Origin of the sequence: Hydrogenophaga pseudoflava, assembly GCF_031020795.1 — a bacterium.
In the GTDB taxonomy this organism is placed as follows: Bacteria; Pseudomonadota; Gammaproteobacteria; order Burkholderiales; family Burkholderiaceae_C; genus Hydrogenophaga; species Hydrogenophaga pseudoflava_A.
Map to the genome: position 1 here is coordinate 66,591 of NZ_JAVHJP010000011.1, position 16,967 is coordinate 83,557.

Annotated in this window: 14 protein-coding genes; 2 read left to right on the forward strand and 12 right to left on the reverse strand. The window is 60.4% G+C overall.

Going from position 1 to position 16,967, the window contains the following annotated elements:
- Positions 1-2,217, reverse strand: a complete 2,217-nt coding sequence (locus RCO38_RS23770) for a hypothetical protein (RefSeq protein ID WP_308331070.1) — start codon at positions 2,215-2,217, stop codon at positions 1-3.
- A 114-nt stretch (positions 2,218-2,331) separates the two neighbouring features.
- Between RCO38_RS23770 and RCO38_RS23775 the strand changes: the two genes are divergently transcribed.
- A complete protein-coding gene (locus RCO38_RS23775; RefSeq protein WP_308331071.1) occupies positions 2,332-3,342 on the forward strand; it encodes a LysR family transcriptional regulator in 1,011 nt (336 codons plus the stop codon).
- Between the two features lie 15 nt (positions 3,343-3,357).
- Here the strand turns inward: RCO38_RS23775 and RCO38_RS23780 are convergent, their stop codons facing one another.
- From RCO38_RS23780 to RCO38_RS23830, 11 genes are all read right to left on the reverse strand, one after another.
- Positions 3,358-4,101, reverse strand: coding sequence for a maleate cis-trans isomerase family protein (locus RCO38_RS23780; RefSeq protein ID WP_308331072.1), 744 nt, complete (start codon positions 4,099-4,101; stop codon positions 3,358-3,360).
- On the reverse strand, positions 4,098-4,553 hold the full coding sequence (locus RCO38_RS23785; protein WP_308331073.1) for an acyl-CoA thioesterase: 456 nt from the start codon (positions 4,551-4,553) through the stop codon (positions 4,098-4,100). Before RCO38_RS23785 ends, RCO38_RS23780 begins: the two co-directional genes overlap by 4 nt.
- A 4-nt stretch (positions 4,554-4,557) precedes the next feature.
- Positions 4,558-5,721, reverse strand: coding sequence for an FAD-dependent monooxygenase (locus RCO38_RS23790; RefSeq protein ID WP_308331074.1), 1,164 nt, complete (start codon positions 5,719-5,721; stop codon positions 4,558-4,560).
- Positions 5,718-5,972: a hypothetical protein gene (locus RCO38_RS23795; RefSeq protein WP_308331075.1), complete on the reverse strand. Its 255-nt coding sequence runs from the start codon at positions 5,970-5,972 to the stop codon at positions 5,718-5,720. Before RCO38_RS23795 ends, RCO38_RS23790 begins: the two co-directional genes overlap by 4 nt.
- A gap of 1 nt (position 5,973) precedes the next feature.
- On the reverse strand, positions 5,974-6,573 hold the full coding sequence (locus RCO38_RS23800) for a VOC family protein (protein ID WP_308331076.1): 600 nt from the start codon (positions 6,571-6,573) through the stop codon (positions 5,974-5,976).
- A 28-nt stretch (positions 6,574-6,601) separates the two neighbouring features.
- On the reverse strand, positions 6,602-8,278 hold the full coding sequence (locus tag RCO38_RS23805; protein WP_308331077.1) for an AMP-binding protein: 1,677 nt from the start codon (positions 8,276-8,278) through the stop codon (positions 6,602-6,604).
- 121 nt (positions 8,279-8,399) lie between these two features.
- Positions 8,400-9,578, reverse strand: coding sequence for an alpha/beta hydrolase (locus RCO38_RS23810; protein WP_374694582.1), 1,179 nt, complete (start codon positions 9,576-9,578; stop codon positions 8,400-8,402).
- 730 nt (positions 9,579-10,308) lie between these two features.
- Complete coding sequence (locus tag RCO38_RS23815; protein WP_308331080.1) at positions 10,309-11,604, reverse strand: MFS transporter; 1,296 nt, start codon at positions 11,602-11,604, stop codon at positions 10,309-10,311.
- A 464-nt stretch (positions 11,605-12,068) separates the two neighbouring features.
- On the reverse strand, positions 12,069-13,043 hold the full coding sequence (locus RCO38_RS23820; protein ID WP_308331082.1) for a porin: 975 nt from the start codon (positions 13,041-13,043) through the stop codon (positions 12,069-12,071).
- An 873-nt stretch (positions 13,044-13,916) separates the two neighbouring features.
- A complete protein-coding gene (locus tag RCO38_RS23825) occupies positions 13,917-14,726 on the reverse strand; it encodes a TetR/AcrR family transcriptional regulator (RefSeq protein WP_308331083.1) in 810 nt (269 codons plus the stop codon).
- A gap of 294 nt (positions 14,727-15,020) precedes the next feature.
- Positions 15,021-15,680 (reverse strand): NUDIX hydrolase, encoded by a 660-nt coding sequence (locus RCO38_RS23830; RefSeq protein WP_308331084.1) that lies wholly within the window; start codon positions 15,678-15,680, stop codon positions 15,021-15,023.
- Positions 15,681-15,740: 60 nt separating this feature from the next.
- On the opposite strand from RCO38_RS23830, the gene RCO38_RS23835 reads away from it, so the two are divergent.
- Positions 15,741-16,676, forward strand: a complete 936-nt coding sequence (locus tag RCO38_RS23835) for a metallophosphoesterase (protein WP_308331085.1) — start codon at positions 15,741-15,743, stop codon at positions 16,674-16,676.
- Positions 16,677-16,967: the final 291 nt, after the last annotated feature.

Sequence of the window (16,967 nt, forward strand, 5' to 3'; positions counted from 1 at the left end):
TCAAAGGGCCAGGGCTTTGGGTGCTGCCAGCCTGTGCGAGAGCTCGGTACCAAGTTGCTTGGCTCGGCACTGGCAATCGGTGAAGCGGCGCAATGCCGCGGAGAGCGTGCGCAGCCGTGCCGACGTGGTGGACGCAGCCTGTACTTGCGCGAGGCGGCTTGTACCTTGCTCCCAAGCTTCGCGAGCACGCTCCAAGATTCCGAGGAAATAGGCAGGGTGCTCGATGCTTCCGGGAGCAGTCAGCGCGGCCTTCCATTGCACCTGGGCCTGTGCCAGCAGCCATAGCGCTCGCGACTTCGCATCTTCGACCAGCGCCTCGGGCGAGTCCTTGAGGCGAATCTCCCAGAACTCGTTGACCTCGTCGTGGTAGTGGTAGCCGTGCCCCGGGATGTGCATGCGAGTGCGTCGGTTGGCAGGGCCGATGCAGCCCATGTATAGCCCGTTGCCGGCGTTGTCGGGTTGCATGATGCTGGTGAAGGCGTTCACTCGGTGGCAAACCGAACTGGGCCATGGGTCGCCAGCCAGCCAAGCTTGTTCGATCTCCACACGCGACATGGGGCGACCGTCGGCGTGGCGGCGCGCGGGTGGACTACCGCGAAGAAGGTCTTGCATCGTGTCGACGTCGATGCGCCCATTACTCGCCTGCAGGTTTTCAAAGTGATAGCGGTTGCGGCCCTGCGAGCTTTTGGTCGACAGCAGTGGGCTCAGCCCGAGTGGACCGAGGTGCAGGTGGTGTGCGGGGGCGCCCTCGAACCAGCCCTCAATGGAGTTGTAGCTGTAGCCCGACTCTGGTGGCTGAAACCCGCAGCTGGAGCGCGGGTGCATGGAGTTGTTGTTGGCGTAGAGAAAGCTGTAGCGTTGTCCGTGGGTGCCGAAGGCGTGTTTACGAACGATGGCGTCCGGCCCTACGGATGACGAGGGCCTCGCTTCACACACATAGGCTCCCTTGGCGTCGGCATAGAAACCGCCGACGGAACCCAGGATGGTCCCGACATCCCCGATCGGGCAGGCCAGCTCGAAAGCCAGTGCTTCCTCTGTGTTAGAGGCATAACGAAGGTTGTGGAAAGTAGATGCGCCTCGGCGCAAGCCATAACCGCGATCAGCCGGGCCCTCAATGCCATGCAGGCCACCACCATGATGCACATAAGCCAGACCCTGATTGTTCATGCCCGGGTGGCCGGCGAAGAAATACTGACCAAGCTGGGGGATGAAGCCGTTGACCGAGAACGGCGTGTAAACGTACGCGTGGCCGGTGTCGGGGTATGCAACCACTGTGGCCTGAAAGGTGCAGTCGTGGTCGGTGGTGGACGCCGCCACCAACTTGCCCTCGCTGGTGGCTTCACCCCAAGCGCAGCATCCACTGCACAGGTCCTCGTGCGCCTCCACGGCCGCGCGTTGCGCGGACTGCCCGCCCAGGTAGGCCGATGCAGACCGATCTTCGTTTCTCTGACCCACTGGCGCGAGATCACGTATGCCATGTCCCTTGATGCCCTGTGCAATGGGTTCGAAGTGTCCAGTCCAGAGTTGGATTGCATTCCAGTAGTCCAAGGCAATGCCAAGGTCACGGGCTGCATCCACCCACCCACGCACCGTGTCGCAGATCTCCGGTGTCAGGCGTTCTAGGTGCTCATGCCAACGGCGAATGGTGAGAATTTCGTGTTCGCTAAAGCGGCGCTTGGCCACGGCCTCGAAGATCCAACTGCCATAGACATCGACAACCTGCTCGATGTACTGCCTCCCCATTTCGTAGGAGCTGCCCTGCAGAAGCACGATAGGGCAGACGGTGGGAACGAGAGGCACTCCGTCCGCGAACAGGATCTCGCTGTCCTGATGGGGCGAGACTAGAACAGCGAACTGATCGCCCGCGACATCGTGGTGTCGTCCCTCCAGCGTTGCCCGCGAACGGTCTGCGAGCTCCAGACAACGAGCGAAGGACTCTCCTGCGAGGTCGGCATCTAACAGGCTGGCGGTGAATTCAGTGAAGTACAGCGCCGAGCCGCTGAAGCGGCCCATGTACCACTTGGCCTTGGCCAAGTGCAGCAGCGCTTGGTCGATGGCCGACCGTTCTCGCACATACAGCATCGAGTCGGTTGGTACTGCGTTCAGTGCCTGCACAGCCTGTGCGACTGCATGGTGGGCGGCTTCGGACGCTGTTTGCAGGCTTGCAAGACGTTCTTGCTGGCTTCCGAGCTTTTCCAATGCGGTGTCGAGTTCCATTTGGGCGGTTTTCAAGTTGAATCTCAGTAAGTAGGTGTGCTGATCGCCTCGGAAATACTAGGAGTCGGGTGCTTGGTTCGGAAGGCATCTCTTTTTTGTCATGACAACCAATGGTTGTCTTTTGAACTCAAAAAAAACCCCGAGAAAGAATTTTTCGGTTTAAATAGCCGTTCTAAAGAAAACGTTTGGATGTCGTATGGTCTGCATCCCGTGCTTCCCATGAAACTGCAACAACTGGAGTTGCTGGTCGCTGTTGTGCAGCACGGCAGCATCCGCGCTGCGGCGCGGCAACTTCATCTTTCGCAGGCAGCGGTCACCAAGTCCATGCGCATGCTGGAGGAAGAGGCCGGCGTGGCGCTGCTGGAGCGTCGTTCGCGTGGTATCGACCTGACGGAGGCTGGTCGACGTCTGGTCGCGAGGGCTAGGATCATTTCGCGCCAAGTGGCGCTGGCTCGTGACGACCTGCGGCAAACCGCTGGTGGTGATGCGGGCAGTTTGCGGGTTGGTATCACTCCCTTCGTAACCCGCGCCGTGCTGGGCGATGCCTTTACTTGGTTTCGCCAGCGATACCGCAATGTGCACCTGGAGCTGGTGGACGGGCTGGTGCACCGGGTGCTGCCCCGTATACGCGATGGCTCGCTGGACATGGCCCTGACGATAGGAGACACCGACGTGAGGCTGGGTGAAGAGTTCTCTGTGGAACACATCCAGTGCATGAGTCAGTGCGTGGCCGTACGGCGTGGGCACCCCGTGCTGGAGGCACCGAGTGCAGCGGCACTTGTGCAGTTCGAATGGGTGGCCACTCGGCCCATGGATGGGAATGGGCCAGGCCAACTGTCGGCCATGTTTGCCAATGCAGGCGTGGCGCCACCGGAGCGCGTAATCGTCTGTGAGGCCCTGCAGGCCATGGTCCTTCTGCGCTGCTCGGACAGCGTAGCCATCATGCTGCGAGGTTCTCTTGCGTTGCCGGAAATGCAGGACATGGTGGCCATCGACGAAACCACACTGCGCCCCCCTGATGTAGCCCTGATTCGGGTGACCCGTTCTGACGTGCCCATGACGAGGGCTGCGGAGTACTTTGCACATTGCCTCGATCAGACGATCCGCGGCGCAAGGCTGTCGTAGGCTGCTGTGCCTCTGTCAGGCCAGCACCGCACCTGCGCCGGCGAAGCCCGCTGGCAGTGCCAGCAGATCTAGCATGTTGCGTACGGTACAGGCAGCGGTTGAAGTCACGGGCAGTCCGAGCAGATCCTGCGCCCGCTGCAACGCAGGTAGCGAGGGCATCTGCACACACGCAGAGAGAACCACCACGTCGACGTTGGCGGTGTTCAGACGTTTGACGTCGTCCATCAACCGCATGGGGTCGCGCCGGCCTACCTCCAGGTTGTCTGGGATCTCGAAGCAGATACGGTCGACCACCTCGATGCCCTCGTGCTCGATGTACTCGACCACCTTCTGCGTCAGCGGCTTCATGTAGGGTGCGAGCAGCGAGATCTTTTTAGCGCCCAGGACATTAAGGCCGTGAATCAGCGCCCCGGCCGAGGTCATGACCTTGGAAGTCGCGCCCGCCTCGGCAACTGCCGCAGCCATGTCGAGCTCGACCGAACGATGGAAGCTCGGTCCTTGGGCCATGATGGCAACCAGGCAAGCGGTGCTCATCACGTCCACGCGTGCATCGGCGAGTTCAGCGGCGCATCGCTGGGTCTGCCCGTTCATTGCCTTGAGTTCCTCGGGCGTGACTTTGTGCATGCGCATGCGGCTGGCGTGAAAGGAGAAGCGCTCGGGCGCGATGGCCTCACGCAGGCGCAGCATGGCCGGAATCTCGGTCTCCATGGTGGTGTTGGAGCTGGGTACCATCTGGCCGATGCGGACGGGGGCGTTCATTCGGGGCTTTCCTGACTGGCTTGGAGAAGGACGCGGAAGGCGTCGGGAATCGGAACGGCGCGGCGTTCGCCGCGCGGGATGCAGATGGGGCTGAACACGCCGCTGAAGACTGCGACGCCCTCAGGCCGGGTGGCAGTTACGTGAACGTCGTAGCTGGCGTTGCGGATCTCGCCCACGCGCACTGCCATGTCGAACACGTCACCGGGCCAGAGCGCACCCTGGAAAACAAGCGACATACCCTTGCAGGGCGTATCTATGCCCAGGGCTTGGCGGAAGTCGGCAGGCTCGCCTTCGAACAGATGCTCGTGGAACAGTGACACTGCTGCGACGAGGAAATCGGTGAAGCGCGGCGTGTAGACCACGCCAGCCGGGTCGCATTCGCCCCAGCGCACGCGCCGACGCACCACGAAGGGCCGGGTGCTTAGAACGAACTCGGTTGGTTCGATGGCCATGGGTTCAGCCCACCGCTGCATTACGCCGGGCCTCCAACGCGGCCGCGAGTTCGGGAAACTGGGCTCGCAGCCTGTCCTCGCCGATGCGGCCGGTGCGAGTCATATAGCTATGCACGAAGTCGTGCACATTGCCACAGGCCATGTGGCGCGCGACGTCCTCGTACCAGTTGAAGCTGTTCTCGGAGGCTTCGATCAGCTTGGTCTTGCCTGGGCGGCGCGCGGCCTCATAGGCCGGGCCAATCGCGGGCACATCGCCCAAGTGGGTGAGGATGGCGTCGGCCAGCGCGATCGAGTCCTCCATGGCGATGCGGGTGCCCGAGCCAATGGAGAAGTGAGCGCTGGACAGAGCGTCTCCGATCAGAACCGTCTTGCCGCTATGCCAGCGCTGGTTGCGTATGACTGGAAACTGGCGCCACACCGAGTTACTGGCAACAAGGGGCAGGCCTTCGAGCTCGGGAGCGAAGATGTGCTCGAATAATTCCTGGCGCGACTCGTCCGTCATCTTGTCCAGACCGCAGTGGAACCAAGTGGCTTCGTCGCATTCGGCAACGAAGGTGCTCATGGTGTCGCTGTAGCGGTAGTAGTGAGCCACGAAGTGCCCACCAGCGTGTTCTCGGAAGACCAGCGCCGGATTGGGGAAGAGGCGCGTGGTGCCGTACCAGGCGAATCGGTTGTGCAGTAGACGCTGGCTGGTGCCGAAGGTCTCGGCCCCATGCTGGCGCACCACCGAGTTCACGCCGTCGGCACCGACCACCAAGTCGACGCTGGCGGTAATGGCTTCAAGGCCGCCGTTTGCGAAGTCCTGGCGTGAGGAAAAATGTAGGTCCACGCCCACCTCGACGCAATGGCCCTGCAGAATGCGCAACAGTTCGATGCGGGTGATGGCGCCACCTCCCGCTCCAGGGCGCCTGACGTCCAGAACCTCGTCGTTCAGGCAGATGGTCTGCTGGTGCGAGAAATGCATGGCCTCGCGCAGCGCATCGTGCGACGGCTTGTCGGCTGCTTCCAGGTGAGACAAGCCCGTATCGGCCATGACCACGCCGAAACCGAAGGTGTCGCCCTGACGGTTTTGCTCGTGGACCGTAACCGTCAATCCGGGCTGGCGACGCTTGAGTAGCAAGGCCAGGTACAGGCCTGAGGGACCGCCTCCCACAATGGCGATTTTCATGACGCTCCTCCGACGATGCGCAGTTCGTCGCGCGAGAACTCGGCGATGCGGCCAACCAGTCCACCGGTGAGCGCGCCGTACCACACGGCCGGCTTGAAGCCCAGGGCCTTGCGATTGAAGTGCAACTCGCCCTCGGCGCTGATGCGGGTGTAGCCACGCGGGCCGGGCTGAACGGAGACGCCAGCCTGCTCACGCGCGCTTTCAATCAGAGGGTGAAACTCTTCGACGTTCAAGACAAACAGTGTTGGCATCTCAGGCCTCCTGGGTGAGTTCGGAAAGCTCGGCGCCCTTGCGGCGCCAGACGTCGTCGATGCAGCTGAAGGCGTCGGCATCACCCAGGTCCTCCAGTTCCATGCCGGCGCGGATGGTGCGCTCGGCGTCCTCGGCATCGATGGCCTGCATGGGCCGCAGCTGGCAGGTGATCTCAAGTGGGTAGCCGTTGGGATCGGTGAAGTAGAGAGACTCGATAATTTCGTGCCGGGTCTCGTAGCGCAGCGGCACGCCCTGGTCCAGAAGGCGCTGTCGCCAGACCTCCAGGTCTTCGAGCTTCTCCACCTGCCAGGCAGTGTGCGTAGCCGTGTAGAAGTGGCTATGGACCGGCTCCAGGTAATTCGGGCGCTGTGTGCCGATGTAGTAGAAGAATGCGATGGTGCTGCCATTGCCGCTGTCGAAGAAGAAGTGCAGGAAGTCGGGGTGGCCTTCGGGCCAGCCGCGCGCCGAGATCGCGTGCACCAGGGGCAGGCCCAGCCTGTCGCGGTAGAACTCGACGGTCTCGCGCAGCTTCCAGGTCGGGCGCGCAGTGTGGTGCACGCCGTGGATGGGCGTGCTTCGTTGGGTGAGTGAGTGGCTCATGAGAAGGGCTCCAGAGGAATGAAGTGAGTCAGGCGTAGCGCTGGCGCAGCGTGAGCTTGTCGAGCTTGCCGACATGGGTCACCGGCAATTCGGTCATGATTTCGATGCGTTCGGGCCACTTGAACTTGGCGAGGCCATAGGCCTGCAGGTGCAGGCCCAGCGAGGCTACGGTGGGGGCCTCGGCACCAGGCTGCAGCACCAGGCAGACACACATACGTTCGCCTAGCAGCGGATCCTTGAGCCCTATGACGGCACAGGCCGCCACGGCCGGATGGGTGTTGACGGCGGTCTCCACCTCCTCGGCGTTGATCTTCTCGCCGCCTCGGTCCACTACATCCTTGATGCGCCCCTCGTATACGTGGTAGACCTTGCCGTCGATCAGGCGTTTGGACATCAGATCGCCGGAGCGGTAGAAGCCGTCGCTGGTGAAGGCTTCGGTATTGCGCTCGGCGGCGTCGTAGTAGCCGTGCACCGTGTAGGGGCCGCGAAAGGCGGGCTCTCCGACTTCGCCCAGAGGTAACTCCTCCTCAGTGCCAGGCCGCAGGATCTTGACTTCGTCGTGCGGAGAGATTGGGCGGCCCACTGTGTGGTAGCGTGCCTCGGCCGAGTCGCTGGGATGGGTAAACATGATTACCCCCTCGGTCATGCCGAAGACATGGTAGGTGGGCACGCCGGTCAGCTTTTCCACCATGTCGGCGCCCTTGGATGTGATGGAGCCGCGCGCATGCGAGAAGCTCACCGCACCGCTGGCGATGGCTGGCTGCAGCTTGGCCAGCAGCGGGCCGGGCAGGGTGAACCAGGTAGGCTTGTCGCGGCGCAGGATGCCCACCACGGTTTCCGCGTCCAGCGTGGGCGCCAGGGCGATGGCGCCACCAGCCATCAGCATGGGCGCCGAGCAGCACACCAGATTGAAGTTGTGGATCAGCGGCATGGGGTTGTAGAAGCAGTCCGCGGCGCCGAAGCCAAACCAATCCACCACAGCGCGCATGTTGTAGACGTAGTCACCCGAACTGCGCGGGATGATCTTGGGCACGCCGGTGGTGCCGCCCGAAAGCTGGAACAGCGCCACTTGGTAGGGGTCGCGCGGCAGAGCCTGCACTCTTTCGCGGGCCGCAGTCGGATCCTGGGCTTCCCACAGCGCACGAAGTGACAGAGCACCGTCTCGCGCCGGACTGCGTGCAACCACCGTGTGCCTGAGCGACGGCACTTGGGCGCGCATGCGCATAGAGAATTCGACATGGTCGAACTTGGGGTCGTCGCCGGGCACGAGGTGTAGGCAGGCCTGAGCGTGTTGGGCTAAATAGCCGATCTCACGCTCTCTGTGTGAAGCAAGGGTGCAGACTGGGATCAGGTTGGCCTTGAAGCAGGCCAGTAGGGCGATGACCAGTTCCTTGCAGTTGGGCAGTTGGAACACTACGCGGTCCAGCGGGGCCAAGCCCAGGTCCAATAGGGCGGCTGCAGTGCGGTCTGTCAGGATGTCGAGTTCACCGTGAGTGATCACCCCTTCTGGCCCCACAAGCGCGGGGCGATGGGCGTTTGCCGCGTGAGTGGCCATGAATGCCTCGGCCAGCGTGGTTTGACCAATGAAACCCGCCGAGGTGTCGCGGCGAAGCTGTTCGGGCGGCGGGTAGACCACACCCGGCAGTCGCACGGTGGGAACCAGAGTTGCGTGAAGGAGCGGTGCGAGCATAGCGGTGGACTTCACTTCGATTGGATGCCGGTGTTCCGGTAGACATCCATGCAGAGGGAGTTCTCCATGTATGCAAAGGCCAGGACAGAGGGAAGGATGGGGCATTTCATTGCAGTCTCCAGTGTTTTTTTAAAGATCAAAAGCGGCTCTTCAACCACTCCTGTATGCGGCTGCCAGCGATCTCCTGGCCATTGGGCTCGCCAGGTTCAAGTGCTTGCCCATGGTGATTGCCGCGTACCCGAAGGTGGGTCTTGTCGGGGGTGGGCATGGCCGCCAGCATGACCTGGATGTCGGCGGGGAAGACACAGTTGTCGCCCGTGTACTCGATGAGCAGCGCTGGCTGCTGCACTGACGGTGCCGTCTTGGCCATCACCGCATTGGACGACAGGCCCGACCAGGTGGACAGCCAAGACTCCGGGGTGACAACCCGAGCGAAACCTACGCTGCCTAGATTGGAGACAGCCGGATCTGCTCCCCACAAGGTGCCTACCAGGCGATCCGAGGGGTCCAGCGAAGTGTCCCAACCGCGCAGGTCCGCGTCGGTACGCCAAACTTGAAAGATCGGTGAGTGGCTTGCAACCAGCTTGTCAGTGCGGTTGGGCGCTTCCTTTAGCCGAGCCAGTGCTTCGCGCTTGCGTCGGATCATCTCGCGTGCCTTAGCGTCGATTCGTTCGCAGCGGGCGACTTGTGCCGCGCGGTAGCGTTCGATGAAATCCGGTGCGTATTGCGCGGATTCGGGCGGACGCCGAAAACCATTGTCTGGGCTGAAAGGGTCCAGTGCCGGGTCGCAGGAGAAGGCGTCGCTCTCGTCGGTTACTGAGGGATCCAGAGCATTGAGTAGCAGTGCACCCTGACCAGGATGGGGTGAGACAAAGATGAGGCCGTCCACCACCGGCAGTTCGGCGGTGGCGAGCTGAGTGGGGCGTCCACCAGGTGTGCGTGCGATGCGCTGCTCGCCGGGCAGCAGCGATTGCTGGTTGTAGAAACTCAGCAGACCAGCGCCACCAGAGTTACCCAGCAATACGATCTTTTCGAAGCCTAAGGCGCGCAACTGACGAATGCCAGCTGCTACGTCCAGCAAGGCGATCTCGTGTTCCAGTCTCAGGTCGTTGCCGATTGAGCGCGGTGCCTGAGCCCAAAAGGCCCAGCCGGCGTTGAGAACGTCGGGAACCAGGTAGTGGGTCATGACCATTTCTCGAGGATGCATAGCAAGGACTGCTTTGCGTTCACCCCCGCGGGCGAAGAGAAAGCCCAAGACGCGCTGGCCATCGTGAGTGTTCAGAGAGAAAGGAGTTGTGCTGAATGGATGCTTCATGCGTTCAGCGTTCCACGAAGCGCCGCGTAAACCCGCCGTCACCGCTACTCGCCCTGTAGTGGGCTTATTTTGTGTCATGTGTTCTCCTAAATTGAGTACATATCAAATAAAGAGGGACTCTACTATATTTGATGCACACTCAATTAAGGGAAACCACTGATGCCCTTGTGCCGACCAGGGATTGGTCGAAGTCGCTGCAGAGGGCGATGAACACAAGAAAGTCGACTCCAAAGTGGGCTTGGCCGCCAAGTACGCAGCCCGAGCAGGCCGACCTTTGCAGGATTCCGACTCGCTACTTCATGTGCAGCCGAGACATGTCTGCTGGTTGCTACCGGCTCACTGATGAAACTACCGTTCGAGATGGTGAATCCGAATGAAGAGGTAGAAATTCAGCGCGGCTCAGAGCGTCCGCTTCCCCAAGGCAGTCGAGATGGGGGAAAGGTTTGGCCAGACGGCCAGGGAGGACGGTATGAGTGAACCGACGCTCCCCAAGTGGAAGAGTCGGTTCTTAGTGATCAGTGTTTCGCAGCTTCGCCTGCTTCAGGGGCTCGATCACTCATGTCGAGTGACTCAACAAGACCTGGTGCACTGAGGTGCAGGGTGCTTCCTGGCCAAACAGATCGGGAACTGCGGGGCATGTCGTCCGACTGGTTGCACCGCACTTCCGCCACGCCCATGAAGCCGAAATCTATGCCTTTGACTGGTTCAGCGATTCGAGGGAACTTCTGCTTCAAGGGCTATGAGGAGACGCATAGTGGTAAGGGCCGAGTCTCAACACCGCCACGGCGGCAAGTGCCAAGCCTGTCGCGGCGACCCAAAGCGGTTGAGCGTAACTTTGAGTTCCGTCGAAGCTAGCGCCGAAAGCGACAGGCCCAAGTAGTCCGCCAATTGCGAACGCAAAGAACAGGAGACCGTAGATCGAGCCGAAAGCTCGCAACCCGAAGTACCTACGCACGAAGAATGGGATGAAGTCGCCTTCCGCACCGATCGCGAATCCAACCATCAGCCCACACAGCGCCACGGAGGCGAAGCCTGAGGGTGCGCCGGATGCCAGAAGTACGGTGCCAGCGCTGGCCAAAGCGAACGATAGGGCCGCAATGCGAGGGGCCGGGTACATGTCGAGTACGACACCGCATACCAACCTGCCTAGCACCACGCCTACGCCAGTGACCGCTGCCACGCGCGCTCCGTCAGAAGCGCTGACGCCCAAGTCCGTTACGAGCGAAACCAAGTGAATTGAAACTCCAAGGCTCGATGCCGAAACCACGAGGATCACCGCGGACAGCAACCAAAAGCGGCCACTACGCAGTGCTTCAGATACTGTCTCACCAAGCACACTCGACTTGTGTCCGGTCCCCTCGCTACGCGCCAGCGGTCGATGGTTTCGCGGTAGGAATATCAGGATGCAGGCGAGCGCACCACAGGCCGCGGCCCAAAGACTGAGGTGGATGTATGCACCGCGCCAGCCATACTGGCCTATGAACCCTTGTGTGATCATGGGCGCCAGTACCGTGCCCACGCCCATTCCCACGCCAGCGAGACCGAGTGCCAATCCGAGGCGTTTGTTAAACCACATAGCGAGCACCGACAGGTAGCCAGGTGGTGTGGTTGCCGCGCCAACAACGCCAATAAGGAAGCTCAAGCCACCGAACAGAAAGGGATCATTGCCCACTCTTGCCAACAGGTTGATCAGCAGTGCCATGAGCGCCACCGATGCCAGGATGATTCGTGATGGGCCGAAGCGATCAATGCACCGGCCGACCAGCACCGAGCCTATTGCCAGACCCAGCATCGACAACACACCAGCGCCAGCGGTTTCCGCGCGACCCCAGGAGAACTCGGCGGCCACCGGCTTGAGAAAGACAGATAGCGTTGAAAAGTACATAGGGGCGAAGCCTGACCCCAGACCTACTGCCGCTCCTAGTACCACAAGGCTTTTCTGCGCCCCTGACTTTTCGTCACTTGCACCCGGAAGTGCAACATCGGCCATATCTGAGGGGGTGGGTGTCAATTTATTTGTGTCCATGCGAACTCCGGAGTTGGTGGATTCGGTGGGGCCGGCTTCTCGTGCATGAGATCCACCGACCATTGCGAGTGGCGGCCCGTGAATGTTTTGTTATTGGTCAATAACTGGGTGTCGCACTGACGCCGTTCCACGTTCGCTCCAATCGCAAGGGGGCGCTCGACGTGGCTGAAGTCTGATCAGTCTTGCGACCCTCGTTCCTGTGGGGCTGCAGCGGATTCGGCGTTACGGGAGGAGAAGTCAGTACTGAAGAACGAGAAATCAAGCGGCATCGTGGCCCCCGAGTGGCATCGCACGTTGCGCTTACCGAAGTGGCGAAGCGCAACTAAAGTCAGGGCACTTGGTTGAGGCGCCCTTCGGGGGGAAGATGTCCAGTCACTGCTAGTGGCTCAGTCCTCTCGGAGAAATGAGCCCCTTGTCAACGCGGGAAGGTCCAGCGGAGCTTTAGGGCAGTTCAGGACGCAAGGTCAGAACGTGTGCCGAATGCCTGCACCGTAAGCGGTGTTAGTGGATTTCCCGGTCTCTCTACCGGAGCCGGCGTCAAAGTACACGTTGGTACGCTTGCTCAGGTAGTGCTCGTAGCCCAACGAGATCTTGGTCTGCTTTCCGCCATTTCCCGGTTTCAGTTGGCTGTAGGCGACCTTCACATTCCCAACACCGAAAGGCGCGACTGCCGCCAAGTCCCAGAACTGATTTGAAACGGTACCGCCAACGGTCTTTGACCTGGCGACATAGAGCATTGGCCTGATCACTCCGAAGTCATAGTGCAAGGCCAGGTTGGTCAGTGAGTTCCCACCACCTAGTGCGGTCTCACCATGGAGCTTTTGAAAGCCGACTGCGGCGTAGATGCCATTTGCTCTGTAGTCGACACTGATACCGTCGTCCCGAGGTGTGACACCTTCACCCAGTCCGGTAGCCACCCGAACCGAGATATCAGCGAAACGTGGCGACAAGTAACCCAAGGTGTTGTTGGTACGTACCACAGCTGAGTCGCTGAACCCCGCGAACTGCGGCAGTCCGATCTGACCCACGCCGCCCCACTGAAACGGATCGCTCAGAAACGCTACCCAGAACGCGGGTGAATATTCGCGCCCCATGTAGACGGTGCCGTTTTTGGCCGAGCCAATCTCCATCAGCGATCGACCACCCCAGAAAGTAGCGGAAGCGACACCATCGTCCGGCGTGAAGCGATGGTCGAGCACAAAGGATACCGACGCTCCGCTGCCCAGGTCTTCGGTTCCTTTGAACACCAGGCGAGACGGGGTTGCCTGCTTTTGCATCCAATCTTTTGACGTTCCATTGCCACCCGCATTGGCTGCAGTACCCCCATTCCCCTTGGTTAGTCCCAGGTCCACGATGCCGGAGATCGAGACTGAGGACTGAGCGTGTATGGCGAAGGTTGCAGTTGCCAAGGCAAACGCAACAACTGAATGCTTGAACATGATGTCTCCTTTGAATATGAATGCGCGATGGGAGTTCGGATCCGCACCCACGACGGTTCCTGGCGACATGACACGCAGAGTGCCGCGTGACGGGTGCGAGTCTGCTGGTTGAGATTTATTGACTGCGGCTCAAATATCAGACCGGCGCGACGATACCTTGTATTTGACAGTCACTCAAATAATGGTTTACCCGCATCCTTGGCATCACCAGATCCGCTTCTGACTTTGGCTCGCACTCGAGCACTCGCGTTCAAGCGTGCTTGGTTCGTTGAGGAGAGCGCAAGCAGGCAACGTGACCGCTCCAGGTTTTTCGAGGTGATACTGAAGCGCGTTGGAGACGTTCGTTTTCAGGAAGACGCGTTGCCCTCCAACACGCGGTTGCTGCCTTCAACCGCTTTGTAGTACGGCTCGTTGTGAGCGATCCCAGGGGGCTACTGATCGAAGTCGGCTTGTTGGATTCCACTGCACAGCGGAACCATCTGGCCTTGGGGGGACTGCGCCTCAACGCAGTGACAGCCTGATGCACACATCCAGCGTGTGGAGCACGCAAACCTGCGGTTCTTCAGCACCGAAAAGCGGAGCCGAGCTCAATTGCATGAGTACCCCATTGCCTATGTCAGGGTGGAGAAGCTGATGCAACGCTTGGGCTTTCAGGACGAACAACGTGGCGCAGCGATGTGCATCGTGAACAGCGGTGCCCGCTGGATGAGGCTGAGGCCGACTGTTGCTGGCAAACACGACAACAGCTGGACATAAACCAACTGCTGTCACCATCCCTAGGATGGTTGTTTGTCATCTCGAGCTGGCTAGCATCGCTCTGTACAGCGGGACGGCACGTGTGGTGACTCTTGCCCTTCCAAAGAGCACATTGGACTACCTCTGTTTGGGGCCTTTCGCTCGGGTAGTAGGCCGCACTGCTGCAGGCTTCTGTTGAGGCACTGTGCCGATGCGCTCAAGGCTGTCGATCAGCAGTCCGATACCCTGATCGATGGTTTTCTTGCTGTCGATGGTCGTGAATGCCTTTCCGATGAAGGCAGCTCCGGGGTAGCGAGTTGACGGGAACTTAGCCAGGTGCCCAAGGATGTACTCTTTGTGAAGTGCAGGTTCCTGGCGATTCACCGATGCATTGGAAACGGCTGTGGTGAACAGCATCAAAAGGTGAAAGGCCATCGCAGCCTGCTGAGGCGTCAGCCCACTGGCACGCAGGATGCGCCCCATTCGGTCGAAGAAGACCAACCCGAAATCCTCTTCTCCTTCCTCCACCCTCTGGAACAGTCGGTACTTGTTGTGCGACGCAATGTAGGTGGTTATGCCCTTCCATCGCATCTGCATTTCGATCGTGTGTCGCAGTAGCGCCTCCAAGTCGGCACGCCAATCGTCTGTGAAGTCAGGGAATGACTCGGCACGCTCCCTCAGCGCCTGGTTGATAACGAGGCTCAGCAGGTTGTCCCGACTGCCGACGAAGTAGTGGATCAAGGTTGGCGCTACCCCAAGCTCCCGCCCTAGCCGCGCTATTGTTATCTCGGAAAAAGGCTCCTCCTGCGCCAACAGAGCAGCGCGGTGGACGATTTCGTCCTTGCTTATGCCCGGTGGGACCTCCTTGCTTCCGAGCTTCGGACGTCTCCCCGCACGACGAGGAGCGGCGGACTTCAATTCGTCGTTGGAGTGGGTGTTCGTGCTCATAGGCTGAAAACTTCTTCGGTAAGCGTTAACACGGCTCAGTTGTGATCGACGTGGGTGCAGTGTATGAGGTTACGTGGGGCCTTTAGCCTGTGGTTTCTTCAGCGGCAGTTGCGCTAGGGTGGCAGCTGCCGGTTGTATCGACCCAGGTTTCCCAGGCACCCGCGAACCGTTGGGAATAGCCTCGTTCGAACTCGACCGGATGTGTCGCTTGATGAGCGAGCCTCTCTTCGAAGTGCCAGCTATGCTTGAGCGAGGAGCTTGCAAAGACCTCGTGTCTACCGCCCTTGCACCTGCTCAGAACGTGAATCCCTCCCGAGCGTTGAAGAGCTGCGCTGGCCGTTGCGGACCACGCTCGTACTCGTCCAGCTCCACCAGGTCTGTTGAGCCCTTGAGTCGACGCCGGAACACGCTCTTGTCCAGGTCACGGCCGAGGATGGCCTCACAGACCTTCTGCAGTTGGGTCAGGGTGAACTTCTCGGGCAACAGGTGCAGTGGCAGCACGTCGTCTTCCACCCGCGAGCGCAGAGCCCGCAATGCGGCCTGCAACTGTTCCTCATGGTCGAAGGCCAGACGGTGACGGGGACTGGTGGCACTGACCCACTGGACAGCTTCGACCTTGTTGCGTACGAGTGCATTGATCTTGTCCTTGGGCAGCAAGGCGTAGAACAGAGTGGCAATGGACCAGCCTCGGGGATCACGGGTGGGGCCACTGAAGGTGGACACCTCGGCCACATGCTGCAGCTCCACGCTCACCTTGTGGGCCAGTACACGTCGAGCGGCGGCCATCAGCGAGTCGTCCAGGTGCGGCTTGAGGACGCCACTGGGCAGTGCCCATTGGCGGGCATATGGATCTTCGGCCCGTTTGACCAGCAGCACCTTCAAGCCGTCATCGTCCACACAGAACAGGGCCACGTCCACACCGACCAGAGGAAAAAGCTCTCGCACAACGACCATAGTTGCAGAGTGTCAATATGTTGTTATCATATTTGCATTGTGCCACTAAGGGTTGACGATATGGCGTATGACATTGTGGGAGATATTCATGGGCAGGCGCACAAGCTGGATGCGCTGCTCGAGACCATGGGCTACCAGCGCAAGGCAGGTGCTTATCGCCATCCGTCGAGAACGGCCATCTTTGTGGGTGACTTCATTGACCGAGGCCCGCGCCAAGTGGACAGCTGTCGCCTGGTCCGCGAGATGGTGGACGCTGGCAGCGCACAGGCGGTGATGGGCAACCACGAATTCAACGCGGTAGCTTGGTTCATGCAGGATCCAGAAGGCGAAAGCGCAGAGCACTATCTGCGGCCGCGCCACGGCGAGAAGGGAATGAAGAACCGCCACCAGCACCAGGCCTTCCTGGCCGAAGTGGAGGGCACTCCCATGCACCAGGAGCTGATCGACTGGTTTCTGACCTTGCCCCTTTGGCTGGAGCTGCCTGAACTACGAGTGGTGCACGCCTGCTGGCACGACGGGCTGATGTCCTCGCTGGCGCCACTGCTGGGGCCAGGTCGCACCCTGACGCCGGAATTGATAGTCAGGGCGAGTCGTCAGGGTGACCCAGTGTTCGAGGCTGTGGAAACTCTGACCAAGGGCATCGAAGTGCCACTGCCCGATGGGCACTTCTTCCATGACAAGGACGGGCACGAGAGGCGCAACGTCCGCGTCCGTTGGTGGGAAGAGGGCAGCGACACCTACCGTGATCTGGCGATCATGCCGGAGCCTGAGCGACAGAAGTTACCGGACCTGCCGCTGAGCGCGAAGGCCAAGCCTGTCTACGACAAGAGCAAGCCTGTGTTCTACGGACACTACTGGATGCAGGGAGACCCGGTGTTGCAGGGCAGTCACTTTGCATGCGTGGACTACAGCGCTGGCAAGGGTGGGCCGCTGGTGTCTTACAGGTGGGATGGAGAGGAGAAGCTTGATCCACGCCGATTCGTAGGGACGGCCTAGGCAAGAACACGGCGCTGTTGCAGACGCTCCTTTCCTGCTGTTAATCTGTTGATAGCGCTGCACTTGTCACTGCAGTGCGCCTGGAAATATGTGCATCCGCATGCGGCCAGAAAAGCGTCAATCTACACGGGGTCCGCCGAAAACCGACATCGAGGGCGAGCAGTCGGCACCATTCGGAAATGAGTTCATCGGCTCGTGCCGAAGCTGGTTGTGTTCAGTCCTTTCACTGACAGATGGAGCATATGAAAGGCGTTACCTCGCCTCACTTCAACAAAGGTACGCTGCCTCTAG